Origin of the sequence: Parabacteroides sp. AF21-43 (assembly GCF_003635435.1) — a bacterium.
Classification (GTDB): domain Bacteria; phylum Bacteroidota; class Bacteroidia; order Bacteroidales; family Tannerellaceae; genus Parabacteroides; species Parabacteroides distasonis.
In genome coordinates, this window is record NZ_QTMG01000007.1 from 88198 (window position 1) to 110334 (window position 22137).

Below are 22137 nucleotides of genomic sequence, written 5' to 3' on the forward strand. Positions count from 1 at the left end.
TCAGCATGGCACAGATGTCTTATTTATTCAGCGCTTGCTCAATATCGGCGATGATATCATCGGCGCTCTCAATACCTACAGAGAAGCGGATTAAGTCCGGAGCTACGCCAGCCTCTATCAATTGCTCGTCGCTCAACTGGCGGTGCGTATGACTGGCCGGGTGAAGCACGCAAGTACGGGCATCCGCTACGTGAGTTACGATAGCGGCGAGTTTCAAGCTATCCATAAACTTGATCGCCACCTCACGTCCACCTTTCAATCCGAAGGATAATACACCGCAAGAGCCATTCGGTAGATACTTCTTGGCGAGTTCATGGTACGGATTGCCTTCCAATTCCGGATAATGAACCCAAGCTACCTTATCACATTTCTGTAGCCACTGCGCTACCGCCAAGGCGTTTTTGCAATGCTGCGGTACACGAAGATGTAAGGTCTCCAATCCCAGATTCAATAGGAATGCGTTTTGCGGGGATTGGATTGCTCCAAGGTCACGCATCAGTTGGCTAGTCGCTTTCGTGATGAACGCTAATTTCCCGAATGCCTTGGTATAGGTCAATCCGTGGTAAGAAGGGTCCGGTTGGCAAAGTCCCGGGAACTTCTCGGCATGCGCTTCCCAATCGAAATTACCGCTGTCCACGATACAACCACCCACGCTCGTGGCATGGCCATCCATATATTTAGTCGTGGAGTGCGTAACGATATCCGCCCCCCATTCGAACGGACGGCAATTGATCGGCGTGGCGAACGTATTATCGACGATCAAGGGTACGCCATGATTATGGGCGATGCGGGCAAACTTCTCCACATCCAATACCATAACGCCCGGATTGGAGATCATCTCGCCGAACATCGCCTTCGTATTCGTGCGGAAAGCCTTGGAGATCTCTTCCTCGCTCGCGTCTTGATCTACGAACGTGCATTCGATTCCCAGCTTCTTCAAGGTAACGGCCAGTAGATTATAAGTACCTCCATAAATGCTGGTAGCGCTTACGATATGATCGCCAGCCTCGCAAATATTGAAGAAAGCGAAAAAGCTAGCGGCCTGTCCGGATGAGGTCAGCATGGCGGCCACGCCACCTTCCAACGCCGCGATCTTGGCGGCTACAGCCTCGTTTGTCGGGTTTTGAAGGCGGGTATAGAAATAGCCGCTTTCCTCCAAATCGAACAATTTAGCCATCTGCTCGCTCGTCTCATACTTGAATGTCGTGCTTTGATAGATCGGGAGGACACGGGGTTCTCCTTTCTTGGGTTGCCAACCGGCCTGTACGCACAGGGTTTCCGGTTTGAATTTGTTATCCATATAGGTTGTTTTTTTAATTGAATGTCATTTTAATCGCGAATGTACGGAAAATCGGTAAGAATTGTTCCGCTTACAAGATCTTCTTCTGTAAGATACTGAACCAAATGAAAGCGACGACACCTTTTAGCATGCTGGAAAGGCTGATCGCCCACCAAACACCCGTAATACCCAGTCCCGCTGCCGCTAGCCCGATGGCCAAAGGTATGCGTAAGGTGTTACACGAGATGCTGATGATCGCCGGCGGAACCGTTCGGCCGGTACCGTAGAACATGCCTTGCGTGGTAATCTCCAGCATCATGAAGATCATCGAATATCCGTCGATCCGGAGAAATATACCACCGGCCTCATAAGCGGCTTGCTCCGGCACGATCAGCGAGAAGACCTCGCTACCGTAAAAGACGAATAACAACGTGCAGAGTACACCGATGATAGAAGTCATTTTAAGCGTCGTATGATAAGCGGTCAAGATACGTTCTTTCTTGCGTGCGGCGTAGTTCTGAGCGGTGAAAGCGGAGAGGGCCGTACTGAAGCCTTGTGAGGTGTTCCATGCGATCGCCTCCATTTGTCCGCCTGCCGTAAGCGTCATCAAACCGATATGCCCTCCGTAGGTGGAAGCCGTACGGGCCATAAAAAGATTGATGATCGCGAAGAATGTATTTAATAACGCTACCGGCAGGCCCAATTGGAAGATCCGCTTGGTGTAACGTTCCTTTAAACGGACAAAGAAAGGGAATCCCCCGAACAATTTATTGCGGCATTTTAGCTGATAGACGAATAGTCCGCAAACCACCGCTTGGGAGATCCACGTAGCCCAAGCCGCGCCCGCCGTGCCCAAATGGAAGCCGAGTATAAATAAAGGATCTAGCACCATATTCAGTAAAAGACCTGTTCCGCTGATATAAAATGGAATCTTACTCAATCCCGCCGCATTATGAATCCCGGTAAACGCCGCCGAGAGGAAGATAAATGGGAATGCGGAAGCGACGATTCTTAAATATTCCACGGCATTCAACGCGATCGGTTCCTCCAGTTTGTAGAAGCCGATAATCGGATGAGCGAGGACGAATAGCAAGAATCCCCAACAAAGCGAGAGGATCAAGGCGATCGTTAGGTTATGGGAAGCGAATCCTCGGGCATCTTCCACGTTTTGCGCCCCGATACTTTGCCCGACACTCACCTCCGAGCCTACTTTATTCAAGTAAGAGATCGAGTTCGTCATCCAAGTAAGGATACCAACGGCGCCGATAGCGGCTACGGCCTCGCTTCCCAATCGGCCTACCCAAGCCATGTCGGTGATGCTATAGGCCATTTGGATAAATGAGGTACCCATGATCGGCATCGCCAGATTGAATAGTTGCCGGGAGATGACCCCTTCGGTCAGATTTTTTGTTCCTTGCATGATCGTTTGTTTAAATGTGCGCGAAAGTAGAAATAATTTTGCTACCTTTAGCGACGTTAATCTTAAAGAATAGTATGATGATAACGAGACGGAATTTTTTGAAAGCGGGTGCCGCTGTGGCTGCGCTGAGTGTAGTACCGAACGGCTTTGCCTCTATCTTGGCTAAGAAAGAGAAAGCGATAGGTGTACAGTTGTATAGTGTCCGGGACGACTTGAAGACGGATTTTGACGGTACGATGAAGGCTTTGGTGGATATCGGTTATAAACGGATGGAAGCCGCCGGTTACCGGGATGGCAAATTCTACGGGAAATCCCCGGCCGAGATGAAGAAATATCTGGCGGATCTGGGTGCCCGTATGGTAGGTTCCCATACCGGAAGCGGTTTGCTGGCGGAGGGTGATACCAAAGGATGGGACTTCTGGAAAAAGAATGCCGCCGATACGGCAGAGGTAGGTTGTAAATGGATTGTTCAGGCGGGTTATCCCTCCAAAGATATCAAGAGCCTTTCGGACGTGAAGCGTTTAGCGGATCAATTTAATAAATGTGGTGAGATCGCGAAGGCGAACGGGTTGCGTTTCGCTTTCCATAACCATGTGGATGAGTTCCATGAGCTGGAAGGGAGGATCCCGTTCGACGTGATGATCGAGAATACGGACAAGGGGTTGGTTACTTTCCAGATCGATACGGCTCAATTAGTGTATGGCGGTTTTAAATGTCATGATTACGTGAACCGTTATCCCGGTCGTTTCGCCAACTGGCACTTGAAAGACGCGAACGCGGATGGAAAGGGCAGCACGGAGATGGGCGCCGGAATCGTAGACTTCAAATCCTTATTCGCTGTGGCGGAGAAAGCCGGATTAGAGGATTACTTCATTGAGCAAGAGCGTTATAATATGACACCGCTGCAAGCGATGAAACATGATTATGACTTCTTGATGAATGCTTCTTATGTGAAGTGGTAAACGGGAGTATAGGCGTAGCCTTATGCCAGTATCGGTATAAGGCTGCGCCTATATCAGTGTGAGGCTATGCCGATACTGGCGCAAGGCAACGCCAGTACTGGTGTTTTTTATCGGATAAACAGGAGTTCCCTATACTTTGGCAACGGCCACATCTGGTTGTCCACCATCAGCTCCAGATCGTCGATATGGTCACGGATCTCATCCAAATAAGGGGCTACCGAGTCGTGGTAAGCGATCGCCTTTTCCCGCATATCGGTCAAGCGGTTCGCTTTCTTGCGGGCCTCTACCATCTCATCCACTTTCTTGGTCACGGCACAGATATGCCCGGCTATCTTACGAACCAAGCGACGGGGCTCTTCCGACATATCGCGGAATTCCGGGTCATCGCCGAATGTCTCTTTCAACTTCGCTATATTATCCAGCAATACGCTCTGGTAGCGAACGGCTACCGGGATGATATGGTTCAAGGATAAATCCCCTAATACCCGAGCCTCGATCTGTACCTTTTTGATATAGACTTCCCATTTTACCTCATTACGCGCTTCCAATTCTTTCTGGGTAAGTACGCCGGTAGACGTGAACATCTCGATCGACTCCGGTTTAAGATAAGCGTCATATTGCAAGGGAACACTGTTTTGGCAATCCAGACCTCGCTTGGCAGCTTCCTCTTTCCATTCGTCCGAATAACCGTTTCCATCGAAGCGGATCGGCTTAGATTCCTTGATATAGGCTTTCAGCACCTTGAAGATCGCTACTTCCTTGCTTTTTCCTTCCGCTTGCAAAGCCTCTACGTCCTTCTTGAATTGTTGCAATTGATAGGCTACGGCGGAGTTCAACGCTAACATGGCCGATCCGCAGTTCACGGAAGAGCCCGGGGCACGGAACTCAAAACGGTTTCCGGTGAAGGCGAAAGGAGAGGTACGGTTACGATCCGTATTGTCCAACAGCAGTTCGGGGATCTGCCCGAAGCCAAGATGCAAGCCCTTTTTATCGTCTACCTCGATAGCGTCCTCGATAGAGCTATTCTCGAACTTATCCAAGATATCACTGATTTGCGTTCCGAGGAAAGTGGAGATGATAGCGGGAGGTGCCTCGTTCGCGCCTAGGCGGTGTGCGTTCGTGGCGGAAGCGATACTCGCTTTTAATAAAGCGTTGTATTTATAAACGGCCATGATGGTGTTCACCACGAAGGTGATGAAGCGCAGGTTGTCCTCACGGTCTTTACCCGGAGAGAATAAGTTTACCCCCTTGTCTGTTCCCATAGACCAGTTACAGTGTTTACCGGAACCGTTTACCCCGTTAAATGGCTTCTCGTGCAATAATACACGGAAATTATGACGGCGGGAGACACGTTTCATGACCGACATCAATAATTGGTTATGGTCGTTGGCAAGGTTGCATTCCTCGTAAATAGGAGCTAGCTCGAACTGATTGGGGGCTACCTCGTTATGGCGGGTCTTTACCGGGATGCCTAGTTTATAGCATTCGGTTTCCAAGTCTTTCATGAATTCTTGTACACGAGAGGGGATAGCGCCAAAATAATGGTCGTCTAATTGTTGGTTCTTCGCGCTCTCATGTCCTAGCAAGGTACGCTCGGTGAGTGAGAGGTCCGGACGGGCGGAATACAAGTCCTCGTCAACAAGGAAATATTCCTGTTCCCAACCAAGGTAAGTAATTATCTTATTGACATCCTCATCGAAATACTGATATACGTCTTTGGCGGCTTCTCCCAATACTTCGATAGAGCGGATCAGCGGGGTCTTATAATCCAGCGCTTCACCGGTATAAGCGATAAATACGGTTGGGATACAAAGTGTGTCATCTACGATAAAAGCGGGAGAGGAAGGGTCCCAAGCGGAGTAGCCGCGGGCCTCGAAGGTATTGCGAAGTCCACCGTTCGGGAAACTGGAAGCGTCCGGTTCTTGCTGGACGAGCAACTTGCCGCTGAACTCCTCGATCATGCCGCCGTTGCCATCGTGTTCTACAAAAGCGTCGTGCTTCTCGGCGGTGCCATCGGTAAGCGGTTGAAACCAGTGGGTGTAATGAGTGACTCCTTTTTCCAGTGCCCACATACGCATGCCGGCTGCCACATGATTGGCGATTTCCCGGTCGATAGGTGTGCCATTGTCAATGGCGTGGGTCAAGGCTTTGTACGTTTCCTTGGAGAGATATTTTTGCATCGCCTTCCGGTTGAAGACATTCTCGCCATAGTACTCAGATACTTTGTGTTCGGGAGTAACGGCTTCCACGGCCTTTCGGTTGGATGCCTTCTCCACAGCATTAAAGCGTGAGATTGACATTGTTGAATTGTTTTATGTTTTTACGACGCAAAAATACAAAACAGTTGACAATTGACAGTTGGCAATTGACAATTATTTAGTTTTCTCTATTAATTTGTCAATTTACTTCTCTAACTGTCAATTGCCAACTACTAACGGTCAACTATTAAAACAAACTCCAAGCCACCGTCAATCCCGCCATCACGATCGCTACCATGCTCATCAGCTTGATAAGGATATTCAAACTCGGGCCGGAAGTGTCTTTGAACGGATCGCCGACCGTATCGCCGACAACGGTTGCCTTATGCGCCTCGCTACCCTTGCCGCCGTGGTTTCCTTCCTCGATGAATTTCTTTGCGTTATCCCATGCTCCTCCGGCATTCGCCATGAATACGGCTAATACGAAGCCTGTGCTTAATCCACCGATCAATAGTCCGACAACGCCTGTCACACCAAATATGAGTCCGGTTAAGATGGGGGCGATAATAGCTAAAACGGAGGGAAGTACCATTTCGTGTTGCGCTCCCTTCGTCGAGATCTCAACGCAACGGGCATAATCCGGTTGTGCCTCTCCAGTCAGAATACCCTTGATTTCCTTGAACTGACGGCGAACTTCCTCCACCATGTGCCCGGCCGCACGCCCTACAGCGTTCATCGTAAGGCCACAGAACATGAATGCCATCATGGAACCTAGGAACATTCCGGCTAAAACCTTAGGATTCATTAAGGTAACATCATAATATACCATAAAGTCCGAGAATGAGGCTTTAGATATTTCGATACTCCTGCCATCGGTAAAGTTCAGGACGGTCTCTCCTAAACGGAGCAAACCGATCTTGATCTCTTCTACATAAGAGGCCAACAGAGCCAAGCCGGTTAACGCGGCGGAACCGATAGCGAAACCTTTACCTGTAGCGGCAGTCGTATTTCCTAATGAATCCAATGCGTCTGTACGCTTGCGGACTTCTTTCCCTAGGTTGCACATCTCGGCGTTGCCTCCGGCATTATCCGCTATGGGACCGTAAGCGTCTGTAGCCAACGTAATACCTAAGGTCGATAGCATACCTACGGCCGCTATACCGATTCCGTATAATCCCATGCCCACGTTCGTGAAGTCGAATCCGGAGGCGAACAAGAAGGAACAAATAATACCGACCACGACGGCAAGTACCGGGATGGCCGTAGAGAGCATACCTAGTCCGAGACCGGAGATAATAACCGTTGCCGGCCCAGTCAGTCCCGCTTCGGAGACGAGCCGGGTCGGTTTATAGGATTGGGAGGTATAATATTCCGTCGCCTGCCCGATCACGATTCCGACTAGCAGACCTACGATCACGGAACAACCGATCCAGAACCAATTCTCCATGCCTAATACATAAAGAATCCCGAACGTGGAGATAGCGATCAATACGGAACTCAAGTTCGTTCCTATGGCTAAGGCTTTCAATAGTTGCTTGATCGTCGCGTTCTCATTCGTACGGACGGCGAAAATACCAATAATAGATAAAATGATACCGACAGCGGCGATAAGCATTGGGGCGACAACCGCCTTATATTGTAATTCTACGCTTCCGGAAGAAACGAACGCGGCGGCTCCCAATGCGGCGGTCGCTAGGATAGAACCGCAATAAGATTCATATAGGTCGGCTCCCATACCGGCGACGTCACCTACATTGTCGCCTACGTTATCGGCGATTGTCGCCGGGTTACGAGGATCATCCTCCGGGATCCCAGCCTCAACTTTACCTACTAAATCCGCTCCGACATCGGCGGCTTTCGTATAGATTCCTCCTCCCACACGTGCGAACAAGGCTTGCGTGGAGGCACCCATTCCGAATGTAAGCATGGTTGTCGTGATAATGGTGAGTTTATGGGTCGGGTCCAAAGCCTCGTCTGGGATGAAAGCATTTAACAGGATATACCAGAATGAGATATCCAGCAATCCAAGTCCTACAACGACTAAGCCCATGACCGCCCCGCTTCGAAAAGCGACTTGTAAGCCTTTGTTCAAGGAAGTGCGGGCCGCGTTCGCCGTACGGGCCGAGGCATAAGTCGCTGTCTTCATGCCTAAGAAACCCGCTAATCCGGAAAAGAAACCTCCTGTCAGGAAGGCGATCGGAACCCATTCGTTTTGAACATGGAAGCCATAGGCCATAATAGAGAATAAGATTACTAGGACAACGAAAACCGAGGCGACTACTTTGTATTGCTGTTTCAGATACGACATCGCCCCTTCACGCACAAAGGAGGCGATCTTTTTCATCAACTCAGTTCCTTCACTCTCTTTCATCATCTGCCTGAAGAAGTACCAGGCAAATGCTAGCGCTAGGACAGACGCTAACGGGATAATCCAGAAAATACTCGTAATCATAACATGGTAGATTTAATGTTATACTTAGAAAGCAATGTGACAACACCTTTACTTTCCGTGTAAATGTAGCAAAAATAAAAGAGGATGGAAACTTTTTCCCTAATAATAATGTTTGTAATTAAAAAAAACAGCATATTTGTCACTTGATTAAGAGATAAGAAATAAATGGCAGAAGAGACAAACCATAAACCCTATAGGTTGGGCTTGGCGCTTAGCGGAGGCGGAGCGAAAGGTTTTGCGCATATCGGAGTATTCCGGATGATGGAGGAATGCGGGCTGAAGCCGGATATCATAGCCGGTACCAGTGTCGGATCCTTAATGGGCACCTTGTTTGCCGATGGCTATTCGGCGGCGGAGATCCAAGAACTTTTTACCGGACGTGAGTTCTCGGAATTCGCCCAGTTGCAGATTCCGAAGGCGGGTTTGTTCGATAGTAAGCGCTTTCGTTATTTCTTGAGGCGACACTTGCGGACCAAGAACATCGAGGACTTGCAGATTCCGATGGTGATTGTCGCGACTGATTTGGATAATGGCGAAAGCCATGAATTTAGGAGTGGTCCTATTGTTGAGGCGGTGACAGCTTCTTGTAGTATCCCGATTATTTTCAGTCCTGTAGTCATCAATGGCGTTCATTATGTGGATGGAGGATTATTTCACAACTTTCCGGTCTCCATCATCCGTGAGGAATGTGAGCGTATTATCGGGGTGAACGTAAGCCCGTTGATCCCGCAAAAATATAAGCAGACCATATTCCATATCGCCGAGCGCTCTTATCATTATATGTTCCGGGCAAATACGCTGGAGGATCGAGAGATGTGTGATGTCTTAATAGAGGCGGAGGAGTTTGGCTTATATAAGACATTCGATCTTGAGAATGTAGACGTGATTTGTAATATTGGCTATTCCGCCGCTGCCCGTTGCTTTGAGAAAGTGTTGGATGAGAATAAATATGAAACCTTGGTGAAAGCGATCGCGGCAAGAAAGAAAGGCCTGATGCCGTGACAAATCGTCTGTCTGGACAAAGCGCTTTCCCACAAAAACTTTATATATAGATGAACGCAATGGAACAAAAAAACAAGATGGTAATTTATCAGGTATTCCCGCGTTGGTTTGGGAATCTGCGACCATCTCCTGTAATGAATGGTAGTTTAGCCGAGAATGGAGTGGGTAAGTTTTCGGCTTTTACTCCTTTGGCTTTATCCAAAATCAAAGAACTAGGTGTTACTCATGTATGGTATACAGGGGTGATAGAGCACGCTACAAAAACCGATTACACCATGTTTGGCATCCGGAAAGACCATTCTGCCGTAGTAAAAGGTAAGGCCGGATCTCCATATGCTATAAAAGATTACTATGATATAGATCCGGATTTGGCGGATAATATCCAGAACCGTATGAGTGAGTTCGAGGATTTGGTGAAACGTACGCATGAGGCTGGGATGAAGGTTATTATCGATTTTGTACCCAACCATGTGGCACGTCAATATTTCTCGGACGCACGGGAACCTTTCGTGGAGGACTTAGGTCAAACGGATAATGTGTCCAAGGCTTTTGATGTGAATAATAACTTTTATTATCTTCCGGGGCAGACCTTGACGCTTCGTTTTGATCCGCAGCGTGAGGAGGATTTTGCCTATAGTGAGTTTCCGGCGAAGGTGACCGGTAACAATCATTTCGATGCCTATCCAAGCCAGAACGATTGGTATGAGACGGTGAAGCTGAACTACGGCGTGGATTATATGCACGGTGGTGCTTGCCATTTCAATACCATTCCCAATACGTGGGAGAAAATGTTGGAGATCTTGTTGTTCTGGGCTGATAAGGGGGTGGATGGTTTTCGTTGTGATATGGCTGAGATGGTCCCGGTAGAGTTTTGGAACTGGGTGATTCCTCAGGTGAAGAAGGTGCGTGATGTGATCTTTATAGCGGAGGTGTATAATCCGGATGAGTATAGGAATTATATTTATACGGGACACTTTGATTATTTGTATGACAAGGTTGGTCTTTATGATACGGTTCGTGCGGTGATGTGCGGACAGGCTCCGGCTAGTAATATATCGCATTGTTGGCAATCGTTGGAGGGAATCCAGAAAAATATGTTGAATTTCTTGGAGAATCACGATGAACAGCGTGTCGCTTCTGATTTCTTTGCGGGGGATGCTCGTCCGGGTATTCCGGGCATGATTGTCTCCGCTGCCATGAATACGAATCCGGTTATGATCTATAGTGGTCAGGAACTTGGCGAAAGAGGAATGGACGCGGAAGGTTTCAGTGGACGTGATGGCCGTACGACCATCTTCGATTATTGGAGCGTCGAGAGTTTGCGAAACTGGAATAATAATGGACTCTTTGATGGGGCTAAATTAACGCCGGCAGAACGCTCGTTGCGTGAGATGTACGCTAAGTTATTGAATGTGGTACGATCCGAGCCGGTTATTGTCGAGGGAGCGTTTTATGATTTGATGTACGCGAACTCCGGTAATCCTTATTTCAATCCGAACCGTCAGTATGCGTTCTTGCGCAAATGGAAGAATGAGGTGCTTCTGGTGGTCGTGAATTTCGACCATGCCGATCAATGTGTATGGGTAAATATCCCGGTCGAGGCATTCAAGGCTCTTGATTTTGAGGATAACAAACCGGCTGAATTGACCGACTTGTTAACCGGGGAAACGACTATCAGTACGCTAACAGACGCTTATCCTTATCAAGTGAAACTCCCGGCTTATTCCGGTAAGATGCTAAAGTTCTCTTTTCTCCATAAATAAGAGCTTTCTTGAAAAGTTTAGGAGTGCTGTATAGATAATTCATTGGTGGAGTTAGGTGGTTGATACGGGACAGCTAGCTTCATCGGGCAAGTAACTTAAGTGAAATGCCAAAGTAACTTAACATACTTGCCCAATGAAGCTAGGTGACTTTTTCCTTTGATTTAAATGAAAAGAAGGGAAGCCGTATAATAAATGCCAGCCGCTAAAAGCCCACTTCCCGGGATCGTAAGAACCCATGCAGCCATCAAGCTTTGAGTTACTCCCCAACGAACGGCTGAGAAACGTTTGGTCGCACCAACTCCGATAATAGCCCCTGTAATCGTATGCGTGGTACTCCGCTATCAGAGATGGGGCGTGGGTTATAGATGGTAATACGTTTGGCGGAACTTTATCTCTGTTTCCGTGCTTTTAGTTTTGCCCGTACTACCTCTATTACGGCAGGAAGTATGGATATGAATATAATTGCTATGATCAATATCTTGAGGTTCTGCTGTACGAAAGGAAGATCTCCGAAAAAGTATCCCGTATAGCAGAAAAGCAGTACCCAGAAAGCGCCGCCTATCAGGTTGTAGATCATGAAATAGTAATAGTGCATTTTACCCATTCCGGCTACAAAGGGAGCGAAAGTACGGACAATCGGTACGAATCGGGCGATGATTATGGTTTTGCCTCCATATTTTTTGTAGAACTCATGCGTTTTATCCAAATGGCTTTTCTTGAATATCTTGGAGTTGGGATTGTTAAATAGTTTACGACCGAAAAAATGACCTATCATATAATTACAGGAGTCTCCCAATACTGCCGCCGCGAATAATATCAAGGCTAAGAGATTTATCTCTAAAGGCATACCGGGTAACGCTGTTATCGCTCCGGCGACGAACAAGAGGGAATCCCCGGGCAAGAATGGGGTGACTACCAATCCCGTTTCACAAAAAATGATTAGGAATAATATCGCGTAGGCCCAAGTATGATATTCTTGTACGATCTCGATCATATGCTGATCGATATGTAAGATGAAGTCTAATAAAAATTCCATTTTAGATTGATTATTAATTGATAAGAACTATCCTATATGACCCAATAAGAAAACAAAATAGATGTTTATTCTGTTCCCTTTGAGAAATCTAGAAAATAAGAATAGTGAGAAAGCAGACATTAAAGTGCTATCTTCTACTTTTTTGATGGAAATAAGGGGGAAAGAGAGTTTAAATGAGAATACGTCTTAGGGTATAGATATAGTACCCATAGGAGAATTTAAGGGGATTTATACAAAATGAAATGAATGTTTGTCTTTCTTTAGGATATTGAGTTTTTATAAACCGTACGATCCTTTCCGCGGATGAGGATAGGTTTGTCCTTGAGTTTTTTGATGTGGAGGTGCTGCGGAATAGTGAAGAAGCCTTGATATAGCCATCTTCCATCTTATAGCTTTGTTTTCCGTTGTATAGCTTTTTTTCGTATCGTTCGATATCTGTTTGGGGGATATTGTATTCCGTCTTGTCTTCATTCGGAGAGTACATGGTGTAAATATCCTTGTATTTCTGTTGGTTCTCGGGAGTTGATGAAGAACCCGAAGTCAGAAATACACTTACCAATACGAAGAAATAGAGTAAATACTTCATCATTGCGGTTGCAAATATAGAAAGTTTTCCAAATATAAAGAGGTTATTGTAAATAAGTTTTGTACTTTTGCGGCACAATTCAAATCTATTCACTTTAAGATAAATATTCGGAATAATGAGTGCACAAACTCCTTTCTTGGTGTTTTCGGGAACGAACTCCCGGTATCTTGCAGAGAAAATTTGCAACAGTTTAGGTTGTCCTCTGGGACAGATGAATATCCAGCACTTTGCCGATGGTGAGTTCTCTGTTTCTTATGAAGAGTCTATCCGCGGTAGAGATGTATTCTTAGTACAATCTACATTCCCTAATTCAGACAATCTGATGGAGTTGCTTCTGATGATTGACGCGGCTAAACGTGCTTCCGCACATTCAATCATCGCTGTAGTCCCTTACTTCGGTTGGGCTCGTCAGGATAGAAAGGATAAGCCTCGTGTTTCTATTGGCGCTAAGTTGATCGCTGATATGTTGAGCACGGCAGGTATCAATCGTTTGATTACGATGGACCTTCATGCGGATCAGATCCAAGGATTCTTTAATGTGCCGGTGGATCACTTATATGCTTCTTCCGTATTCTTGGATTATATCAAGACGTCTTTGCCTTTGGATAACTTGTGTATCGCGACTCCGGATGTTGGTGGTACGAAACGTGCCAGCAGCTATTCTAAGTATTTAGGCTTGCCGATGGTCATTTGCCACAAATCTCGTTTGCGTGCCAATGAGGTGGCCGAGATGCGTATTATCGGTGATGTGACGGGCTTGGATGTCCTTTTGGTTGATGACATGGTGGATACGGCCGGAACAATTACGAAAGCTGCGAACTTGATGTTGGAGAATGGCGCGAAGTCTGTTCGTGCTATCGCCAGCCACGCTGTGATGTCTGATCCGGCTTCTACTCGTGTAGATCAGTCCGCTTTAACGGAAATGATCTTTACGGATTCTATTCCTTACGCTAAGAAATGCGAGAAAGTAAAGGTGTTATCTGTCGCTGACATGTTTGCAGAGGCGATCCGTCGTGTATGTAGTGGTGAGTCTATCAGCTCTTTATATGCTATTTAATAGAATAAGATAGAAAAATAAAAACGGTCGCTTCCTTTTGGAGGCGACCGTTTTTTATTTAGAATAAATCTGAATATGTGTTACTTGGTCTCATCAATAATCATGCCGCTGCCCAGACATAAGTGATGGTCTTTGTCGTAGATTACACTGTATTGGCCAGGAGCGATACCTTGAATCTTTTCGTCGGATTCTACACGATATAGATCTCCGATACGACGGATGTAGCCATGCGTAAATTCCGGGGTATGACGGATCTTGAAAGTGATTTCTTTCTCACCCTCAAATTCTCCCCATGGATCTTCCGTGATGAAATCGAAGCCTTGCATATTGATCACCTTACCATATTGCGTTTCCGGGTCGTAGCCGTTGGAGACATAAATGATATTTCGCTTAATGTCTTTTTGGATAACGAACCAAGGGCCGCCACTTAATCCCAATCCCTTACGTTGGCCGATCGTATGGAACCAATATCCATTGTGTTTACCCAAGACCTTACCCGTCTCTAGTTCCACGATTTTTCCCGGGCGTTTCCCTAAATAACGCTCTATAAAGTCGTTGTAGTTAATCTTGCCTAAGAAGCAAATGCCTTGGCTATCCTTACGCTTGGCGCTCGGCAATTTCTGGGCCTCGGCGATGGCACGTACCTCACTTTTCATTAAATGCCCGATCGGAAACATGAGTTTCTGTATCTGTAGGCGGGTGATTTGCCCTAAGAAATCAGTCTGATCTTTTACCGGGTCCTTGGCGGTAGAAAGCCATATCTTGCCGTCTATCTCCGTGGTCGTGGCATAATGACCGGTAGCGATCTTATCGAAATCCTTGCCCCATTTTTCCTCGAAACAACCGAACTTGATATATTTATTACACATCATATCCGGGTTAGGGGTAAGACCGCGTTTGACAGATTCGATCGTATAGCTTACCACCCGATCCCAATACTCGTCGTGTAAGGAGACGATCTCGAACCGGCATCCATACTTGCGGGCGATATATGAGGTGATCTCGATATCCTCTTCCGCCGGGCAATCGATATAGCCATCCTTGTCTTCCATACCGATACGGATATAGAAGATGGTCGGATCGTATCCTGCCTCTTTGAGTTGATGCACTACGACAGAGCTGTCTACTCCTCCTGAAACTAATGCCGCTATTTCCATTCTCTTTTTTGTCTTTGCTTTTGAACTTACAAAAGTAGAGAAAAAATCTCAAACCTTTGATATTGACTGTATATTCTCTATCTTTGCGGTTGGCCCTTATTGGAATGCGGGCCTTCAAACTATGTACTTTAGATGTAATATATTATAGGAAAAGCAAATCGTAGTAAGATATGAAAAAAATAATGTTATCGCTTATGACAGCTATGGTTATGACGGCTTGTACAGGCCAACAGTCGGATACGGCATCTCAAAATTCCGATAAGGAGTTCAATTATGTAGTGGATCAGTTCGCTGATCTGGAGATTCTTCGCTATAAAGTTCCGGGTTTCGAATCCCTGTCCTTGCGACAAAAGCAACTATTATATCATCTTTCCGAAGCGGCCTTGATGGGACGTGATATATTCTTCGATCAGAATGGACGCTATAATCTGGCGATCCGCAGGACACTGGAGGCTATTTATACGAATTATAAGGGAGATCGGGAGGACCCTCAATTCAAGGCTTTGGAAACCTATTTGAAACGGGTGTGGTTCTCCAGTGGTATCCATCATCATTATGCGTTGGACAAGTTTGCCCCGGGGTTTTCTCCTGAGTTCTTGATGGATTGTATTCACCAAATCGACGCTAAGAAGTTACCTCTTCGTGAGAATCAAAACGTGGATCAGTTCATGATCGAGATCGCTCCGGTAATCTTTGATCCGGGCGTTATGCCAAAGTGTAGCGTACAAAGCGGTGACGGTGATCTGATCAAAGCTTCTTCTAATAATTATTACGGGGGAGGCATCAGTCAAAAAGAGGTAGAGGACTTCTATGCGCAAATGAAAATGGGAAAGGATACCATTTCCCCGATTTCTTACGGGTTGAATAGCCGTTTGGTAAAAGAGAACGGTACGGTCGTTGAAAAGGTTTGGAAAGTAGGAGGGCTTTATTCCGCCGCGATAGAAAAAATCGTAGATCAATTGCGACAAGCCTTGCCTTTCGCCGAGAATGATACGCAGAAAGCGATCATTGGGAAATTGATCGAATATTATCAAACGGGCGATTTGAAGACGTTCGATGCTTATTCGATCCTTTGGGTAGAGGATACAGCTTCGGAGGTGGATTTCGTGAATGGCTTTATCGAGACTTATGGGGATCCGTTAGGAATGAAAGCAAGCTGGGAGTCTACCGTGAATTTTACGAATAAGGAGGCGACTAAGCGTACGAAAATCATCAGTGATAATGCGCAATGGTTTGAGGATCATTCTCCGGTAGATAAGCGTTTCAAGAAAGAGAAGGTGAAAGGAGTCAGTGCTAAGGTAATCACGGTATCTATGTTGGGAGGTGATTGCTATCCGGCTACCCCGATCGGTATCAATTTGCCAAATGCGGATTGGATTCGTCGAGATCATGGCTCGAAGTCTGTTACGATAGAGAATATCACGGAGGCTTATGATAAGGCATCTCAGGGAAATGGCTTTAGCGAAGAGTTTGTATGGAGTGACGTGGAGCGGAACGGTATGAAACAGTACGGTTTCTTAACGGATAATCTACATACGGATTTACATGAGTGTCTGGGACATGGTTCCGGTAAATTGCTGGAAAACACGGACCCGGATGCGCTGAAAGCCTATAGCTCTACACTGGAGGAAACCCGTGCGGATTTGTTTGGCCTGTATTATTTGGCAGATCCGAAGCTGGTGGAACTGGGATTGCTTCCGGACGGCGAGGCTTATAAATCGGAATACTATAAATATATAATGAATGGCTTGATGACCCAGTTGGTTCGCATCGAGCTAGGCAAGAATGTAGAAGAGGCGCATATGCGTAACCGCCAGTTGATCGCTAAGTGGGCTTACGAGAAAGGGAAGGAAGCGAATGTGATCGAACTGAAAAAACGGGATGGCAAGACCTATGTGGTTGTGAATGACTATCCGAGGTTACGTGAGTTGTTTGGGACATTGCTTGCTGAGATTCAACGTATCAAGAGTGAGGGTGACTATGCGGCCGGAAAGAATCTTGTTGAAGGATACGGCGTGAAAGTAGATCCGGAGCTGCATGCGGAGGTCTTGGAGCGCTATGCTAAGTTAAACTTGGCTCCCTATAAAGGTTTTGTCAATCCTGTGATGAAAGAGGTAAAGAACTCTAACGGTGAGGTTACTGATATTGTCTTGGACTACACGGAAGGTTATACAGATCAGATGCTTCGTTATGGCCGTGATTATTCTTTCTTGCCGACTTATAATAATTAATAGATGGAAAGTTTACAAGACGAGATAAGGGAGATCCGCAAGCAACTTCGTTTGGCGATGAACGGGGTGATTTCTACGAGTATGCGTGAGAAAGGTATCGTATATAAGTTAAATTTCGGGGTTCCGTACCCCGAAATAAAAGAAATCGCCCGCAAGCATAAACCGAATGGAGAACTGGCGGCGGCTCTATGGAAAGAAGATATTCGTGAGTTTAAGATCTTGGCGACATTTCTCCAACCTGCCGAGACGTTGCCTTTGGATGAGGCGAAACGTTGGGTCAAGGAGATTCCTTATTTAGAGATCGCGGAGCATTGTTGCCGGAACTTGTTCGTTCATCTGCCTTATATGGAGGACTTCACGTTTGATCTGGTTGCTGATAAGGAAAATGAGTTCGCCCGCACGGTCGCCTTTCTTACTTGGGCCGAGAATTTCAAGCGAGGTGGTAGCTTGTCTTCTGTGGTTTTAGGATCTTTTTTGGTAGAAACCTTAAGCAGCTTAGCGGAGACTAAGGGTTTTAAGTCTACGCTGAAAGAGAAACAAGCGTCTATTCAAGCCATGAAGTTTTATGGGCGTCAATCCGAGGGGAATGCGGAAAGGATCCTAGACGGTTTCAAGGAATTTCAGGAGGCTGCGGGAAACACGCCGGAATTACAAGAAATCTATAATGAATTAAAATTCGAGTTTGAATATTATCGGTAAGGCTTTGCGTTTAAAATAAATGCGCTAACTTTGTCGTTTGTGCGGTCTTTAGGAGATGGAAGCGAAAGTTTATACGGAAATACGTGCGTTGTTTACCGAATATCTAACGGAGAAGAAACTGCGGAAAACCGAGGAGAGATATGCTATATTCAAGGAGATATGTGCTTTTCCCGGTCATTTTGATGTGTGTATGCTTTCGGATCGGTTGGAGCAAGACAACTTCCATGTCAGTAAGGCAACACTCTATAATACGTTGGATGTACTGGTTGATGCCGGTTTGGTGGTGCGTCATCAAATAACCGTCCAGTCGGTGCAATATGAGTTGAGGATTTATGCCGATACGCATTTGCATTTGGTTTGTACGAGATGCGGGGCCATCCGGGAGCTGCGAAACAGTGCGTTGAAAGCGGATATGAGAAACTTGAAAGTTTCTCGTTTTACGCCGGAGTATTATTGTTTGTACATTTATGGCCTGTGCAGTAAATGCAAGTTTAAGCAGCAAAGGTCAGTTAAATAAGAATATTAATAGCCTATAATAAATATAGAAAAGATGAAAGTAGACGTTTTGTTAGGATTGCAATGGGGCGACGAGGGCAAAGGCAAGGTTGTCGATGTGCTGACTCCGAATTACGATGTGGTAACTCGTTTTCAAGGAGGCCCTAATGCCGGACATACATTGGAGTTTAACGGGGAAAAGTATGTGTTACGTTCGATTCCTTCCGGTATTTTCCAAGGTGGAAAAATAAACGTAATCGGTAACGGTGTCGTTCTGGACCCGTTATTGTTCAAGCAGGAAGCGGAATCATTGGCAGCGAGTGGTCACGATATCACCAAGCAGCTTTATATCTCTAAGAAAGCTCACCTAATTTTACCTACTCACCGGATCTTGGATGCCGCTTATGAGGCCGCAAAAGGTTCCGGAAAGATCGGTACGACAGGAAAGGGTATCGGCCCGACTTATACGGATAAGATTAGCCGTAACGGTGTTCGTGTGGGCGATTTATTGCATAACTTCGAAGAGAAATATGCGGCCGCTAAAGCAAAACATGAAGCGATCTTGCGTTCATTGAACTATGAATATGATATAACCGAGATGGAGGCTCAATGGATGGAGGCCTTGAACTACCTCAAACAATTCAAATTGATTGATAGCGAGCATGTCATCAATAACTATTTGAAGGAAGGTAAGTCGGTCTTGGCGGAAGGCGCTCAAGGTACGATGCTGGATATAGACTTCGGTTCTTATCCATTCGTGACTTCCTCTAACACGATCTGTGCCGGATGTTGTACGGGACTGGGTGTTTCTCCCCGGAATATCGGTGAGGTATATGGAATCTTCAAGGCTTATTGTACACGTGTAGGTAGCGGTCCGTTCCCGACCGAGTTGTTTGATGAGGTGGGAGATAAGATCGGTCAATTAGGCCATGAGTTCGGTGCGGTTACGGGACGTAAACGTCGTTGTGGCTGGATTGATTTGGTAGCCTTGAAATATGCCGTGATGATCAACGGTGTAAGCCAATTGATCATGATGAAGAGTGATGTGTTGGATACCTTCGATACGATCAAGGCTTGCGTGGCTTATAAGATGAATGGTGTCGAGACTAATGAGTTCCCGTATGAGATCGATGATACGATCGAACCTGTATACGTGGAATTACCGGGTTGGAAGACGGACATGACGAAGATGCAGAGCGAGGACGAGTTCCCGGAGGAGTTCAACGCTTACCTTTCTTTCTTGGAGGAAGAACTGGGTGTGCCTGTGAAGATCGTTTCCGTAGGACCGGATCGTGAACAGACGATTGTCAGATATACAGAAGAATAAACTCGTTATAAATCGTACAAAATGGCAGAAGACCACATTCCTCAAGGGGTGTCTCCTGCCATTTTTGTCTTTGGCAAACTTTTTGTCGTTGTTTTATAAAACTAAATAAGATAGAAATTTATGAGTATGTATTGGATTATATTTATTGGATTTGCGCTATTGAGTTGGCTGGTGTCATCCCGCCTTCAGGGCAAGTTTGAGAAGTATTCGAAAATCCCTATGCCGAATGGCATGACAGGAAAAGATGTCGCTGAGAAGATGTTGCATGACAATGGTATCTATGATGTAAAGGTGATTTCTACACCCGGACATCTGACGGACCATTACAATCCCGCTAACCAGACGGTGAACTTGAGTGAGTCGGTTTATTATAGCAATAGTATCGCCGCCGCTGCGGTTGCCGCCCATGAGTGCGGTCACGCTGTGCAGCATGCTACCGCTTACGCTCCGTTGAGAATGCGTTCGGCTTTGGTTCCGGTTGTTAGTTTCGCCTCTAATATCATGACATGGGTGTTGCTGGGTGGTATGTTATTATTGCATACGTTTCCTCAGCTATTGTTATTCGGTATAATCTTGTTCGCTACGACTACGCTATTTAGCTTTATCACGCTTCCGGTCGAGATCAATGCCAGCCAACGTGCTTTAGCGTGGTTGAGCAATGCCGGTATAACAAATGCTTATACGCATGATAAGGCAGAGGACGCTTTACGTTCCGCCGCTTATACGTACGTGGTCGCAGCGTTAGGTTCGCTTGCTACATTATTATATTATATAATGATATTCTTGGGGGGAAGAAGCAGGGATTGATAAGTCTCGGAGGAGGCTTTCCTCGAATGCCCATTATAAAGATGTTAGAATGCCCATTGTAAGATGCTTATAACTGCGATTGTAAGCTCCTTACAGTGGGCATTGTTATTTTCTTATTTATTTCGAGCAAAAACATTACCTTTGCGGACAGAATAATCATTTAAAACATAAGATCATGCAAAAACCTTCCATACCCAAAGGTACCCGGGATTTTTCGCCGGAGGAAATGGCGAAACGTAATTATATATTCAACACGATCCGTGAAGTATTTCACTTGTATGGCTTCCAGCAAATAGAGACTCCTGCCATGGAAAACCTTTCTACATTGATGGGTAAATATGGCGAGGAAGGGGATAAGCTCCTTTTCAAGATATTGAATTCCGGTGATTGTTTCGCTGGTATCTCGGATGAGGAGTTAATGGAAAAGAACCCGTTGAGATTTGCTGCTAAGGCTTGTGAGAAAGGCTTGCGTTATGATTTGACCGTTCCGTTCGCCCGTTACGTGGTACAACATCGTAATGAGATCAGTTTTCCGTTCAAACGTTACCAGATCCAACCGGTTTGGCGTGCCGATCGTCCGCAAAAGGGACGTTATCGGGAGTTCTACCAATGTGATGGCGACGTTGTGGGTTCTGATTCCTTGATCAATGAGGTGGAACTGATCCAGATTATGGACGAGGTGTTCCATCGTTTTGGCATTCGTGTGTGTATCAAGATGAACAATCGTAAGATCCTTTCCGGTATTGCCGAAATCATAGGCGAGGCGGATAAGATCGTAGACATTACGGTAGCTATCGACAAGCTGGATAAGATTGGCTTGGACAACGTGAATGAAGAGCTTCGTTCCAAGGGTTTACCCGAGGAGGCGATCGAGCGTTTGCAGCCGATCATTATGCTGCAGGGTTCAAATCAAGAAAAGATCGCTACCTTGAAAGAGGTATTATCTGCGTCTGAGACTGGTTTGAAAGGTGTAGCCGAATTGGATTTTATCTTGGAGCGCATCTCTCATACGCCAATTCGTGCGGAATTAGAGCTTGATCTGACATTGGCTCGTGGCTTAAACTATTATACAGGTGCGATTTTCGAGGTGAAAGCCTTGGACGTACAGATCGGTAGTATCACGGGTGGTGGTCGCTATGACAATCTGACAGGGGTGTTTGGCATGGAAGGCGTGTCTGGTGTCGGTTTCTCTTTTGGCGCTGATCGTATCTTTGATGTATTGAACCAATTGGATTTATATCCGGAAGGGTCTTTGAAGACTACACAGCTTCTATTCGTGAACTTCGGACAGAAAGAGGAGATTCATTTATTGCCGTTGATCGCTAAGGTTCGCAAGGCGGGGATTCGTACGGAGCTATATCCTGAGTCTACTAAAATGAAAAAGCAAATGGGATATGCGGACGCTAAGAAAATCCCGTTTGTCGCGATAGTCGGAGAGAATGAGATGGCCGAGAATAAAATCAACTTAAAGAATATGCTCACGGGTGAGCAAAACCTTGTGACTATCGAGGAGTTGATAGAACGCTTTTAGAGAATAGTGGATTATGGAACACGGACTACACGGATGACACGGAACACACGGATAAATACTAATACCGTGTGTTCCGTGTCATCCGTGTAGTCCGTGTTCAAATGGTTCTAAACTTATAAATTAATGAAACGACCA

General features: G+C 46.1%; 16 protein-coding genes and 1 pseudogene. 10 read left to right on the forward strand and 7 right to left on the reverse strand.

What is annotated here, in order from left to right; all coding sequences use genetic code 11:
• Nucleotides 1-19 precede the first annotated feature (19 nt).
• Together DWX84_RS07275 and DWX84_RS07280 are read right to left on the reverse strand one after the other, a co-directional pair.
• Nucleotides 20-1300 carry an O-acetylhomoserine aminocarboxypropyltransferase/cysteine synthase family protein gene (locus tag DWX84_RS07275; RefSeq protein ID WP_048928161.1) on the reverse strand — a complete coding sequence of 427 codons (1281 nt, stop codon included), beginning with the start codon at nt 1298-1300 and terminating at the stop codon, nt 20-22.
• Between the two features lie 70 nt (nt 1301-1370).
• Nucleotides 1371-2699, reverse strand: coding sequence for an MATE family efflux transporter (locus tag DWX84_RS07280; protein ID WP_005868477.1), 1329 nt, complete (start codon nt 2697-2699; stop codon nt 1371-1373).
• 74 nt (nt 2700-2773) lie between these two features.
• Here DWX84_RS07280 and DWX84_RS07285 point away from each other — a divergent pair, with 74 nt between their 5' ends.
• Nucleotides 2774-3661 carry a TIM barrel protein gene (locus tag DWX84_RS07285; protein ID WP_232054478.1) on the forward strand — a complete coding sequence of 296 codons (888 nt, stop codon included), beginning with the start codon at nt 2774-2776 and terminating at the stop codon, nt 3659-3661.
• 107 nt (nt 3662-3768) lie between these two features.
• Here DWX84_RS07285 and DWX84_RS07290 read toward each other — a convergent pair whose 3' ends face one another.
• Both DWX84_RS07290 and DWX84_RS07295 read right to left on the reverse strand, forming a co-directional pair.
• A complete protein-coding gene (locus tag DWX84_RS07290; RefSeq protein ID WP_048928163.1) occupies nt 3769-5961 on the reverse strand; it encodes a glutamine synthetase III in 2193 nt (730 codons plus the stop codon).
• 145 nt (nt 5962-6106) lie between these two features.
• A complete protein-coding gene (locus tag DWX84_RS07295; RefSeq protein WP_121773322.1) occupies nt 6107-8311 on the reverse strand; it encodes a sodium-translocating pyrophosphatase in 2205 nt (734 codons plus the stop codon).
• 165 nt (nt 8312-8476) lie between these two features.
• Between DWX84_RS07295 and DWX84_RS07300 the strand changes: the two genes are divergently transcribed.
• Nucleotides 8477-9313, forward strand: a complete 837-nt coding sequence (locus DWX84_RS07300) for a patatin-like phospholipase family protein (protein ID WP_005868483.1) — start codon at nt 8477-8479, stop codon at nt 9311-9313.
• Between the two features lie 59 nt (nt 9314-9372).
• On the forward strand, nt 9373-11076 hold the full coding sequence (locus DWX84_RS07305) for an alpha-amylase family glycosyl hydrolase (protein ID WP_172618169.1): 1704 nt from the start codon (nt 9373-9375) through the stop codon (nt 11074-11076).
• A 161-nt stretch (nt 11077-11237) separates the two neighbouring features.
• Here DWX84_RS07305 and DWX84_RS07310 read toward each other — a convergent pair.
• Nucleotides 11238-11411 (reverse strand): annotated as a pseudogene (locus DWX84_RS07310) (inorganic phosphate transporter); the annotation flags it as partial.
• Nucleotides 11412-11464: 53 nt separating this feature from the next.
• A complete protein-coding gene (locus tag DWX84_RS07315; protein ID WP_121961217.1) occupies nt 11465-12112 on the reverse strand; it encodes a DedA family protein in 648 nt (215 codons plus the stop codon).
• A gap of 701 nt (nt 12113-12813) precedes the next feature.
• On the opposite strand from DWX84_RS07315, the gene DWX84_RS07325 reads away from it, so the two are divergent.
• On the forward strand, nt 12814-13755 hold the full coding sequence (locus DWX84_RS07325; RefSeq protein ID WP_008772599.1) for a ribose-phosphate pyrophosphokinase: 942 nt from the start codon (nt 12814-12816) through the stop codon (nt 13753-13755).
• Nucleotides 13756-13835: 80 nt separating this feature from the next.
• Here the strand turns inward: DWX84_RS07325 and mnmA are convergent, their stop codons facing one another.
• Complete coding sequence (gene mnmA / locus DWX84_RS07330) at nt 13836-14912, reverse strand: tRNA 2-thiouridine(34) synthase MnmA (protein ID WP_005868490.1); 1077 nt, start codon at nt 14910-14912, stop codon at nt 13836-13838.
• A 170-nt stretch (nt 14913-15082) separates the two neighbouring features.
• Here mnmA and DWX84_RS07335 point away from each other — a divergent pair, with 170 nt between their 5' ends.
• The 6 genes from DWX84_RS07335 (at nt 15083) to hisS (ending at nt 22002) form a co-directional block, all read left to right on the forward strand.
• On the forward strand, nt 15083-17143 hold the full coding sequence (locus DWX84_RS07335) for a dihydrofolate reductase (RefSeq protein ID WP_172618170.1): 2061 nt from the start codon (nt 15083-15085) through the stop codon (nt 17141-17143).
• Between the two features lie 3 nt (nt 17144-17146).
• Nucleotides 17147-17842, forward strand: a complete 696-nt coding sequence (locus tag DWX84_RS07340; RefSeq protein ID WP_121961215.1) for a DNA alkylation repair protein — start codon at nt 17147-17149, stop codon at nt 17840-17842.
• Nucleotides 17843-17897: 55 nt separating this feature from the next.
• Nucleotides 17898-18359: a Fur family transcriptional regulator gene (locus DWX84_RS07345; RefSeq protein WP_121961214.1), complete on the forward strand. Its 462-nt coding sequence runs from the start codon at nt 17898-17900 to the stop codon at nt 18357-18359.
• A gap of 33 nt (nt 18360-18392) precedes the next feature.
• Nucleotides 18393-19664, forward strand: a complete 1272-nt coding sequence (locus DWX84_RS07350) for an adenylosuccinate synthase (RefSeq protein WP_005858796.1) — start codon at nt 18393-18395, stop codon at nt 19662-19664.
• Between the two features lie 120 nt (nt 19665-19784).
• A complete protein-coding gene (locus tag DWX84_RS07355) occupies nt 19785-20471 on the forward strand; it encodes a zinc metallopeptidase (protein ID WP_005868492.1) in 687 nt (228 codons plus the stop codon).
• Between the two features lie 175 nt (nt 20472-20646).
• Nucleotides 20647-22002 (forward strand): histidine--tRNA ligase, encoded by a 1356-nt coding sequence (hisS, locus tag DWX84_RS07360; protein WP_022193202.1) that lies wholly within the window; start codon nt 20647-20649, stop codon nt 22000-22002.
• The last annotated feature ends 135 nt before the right edge of the window (nt 22003-22137 follow it).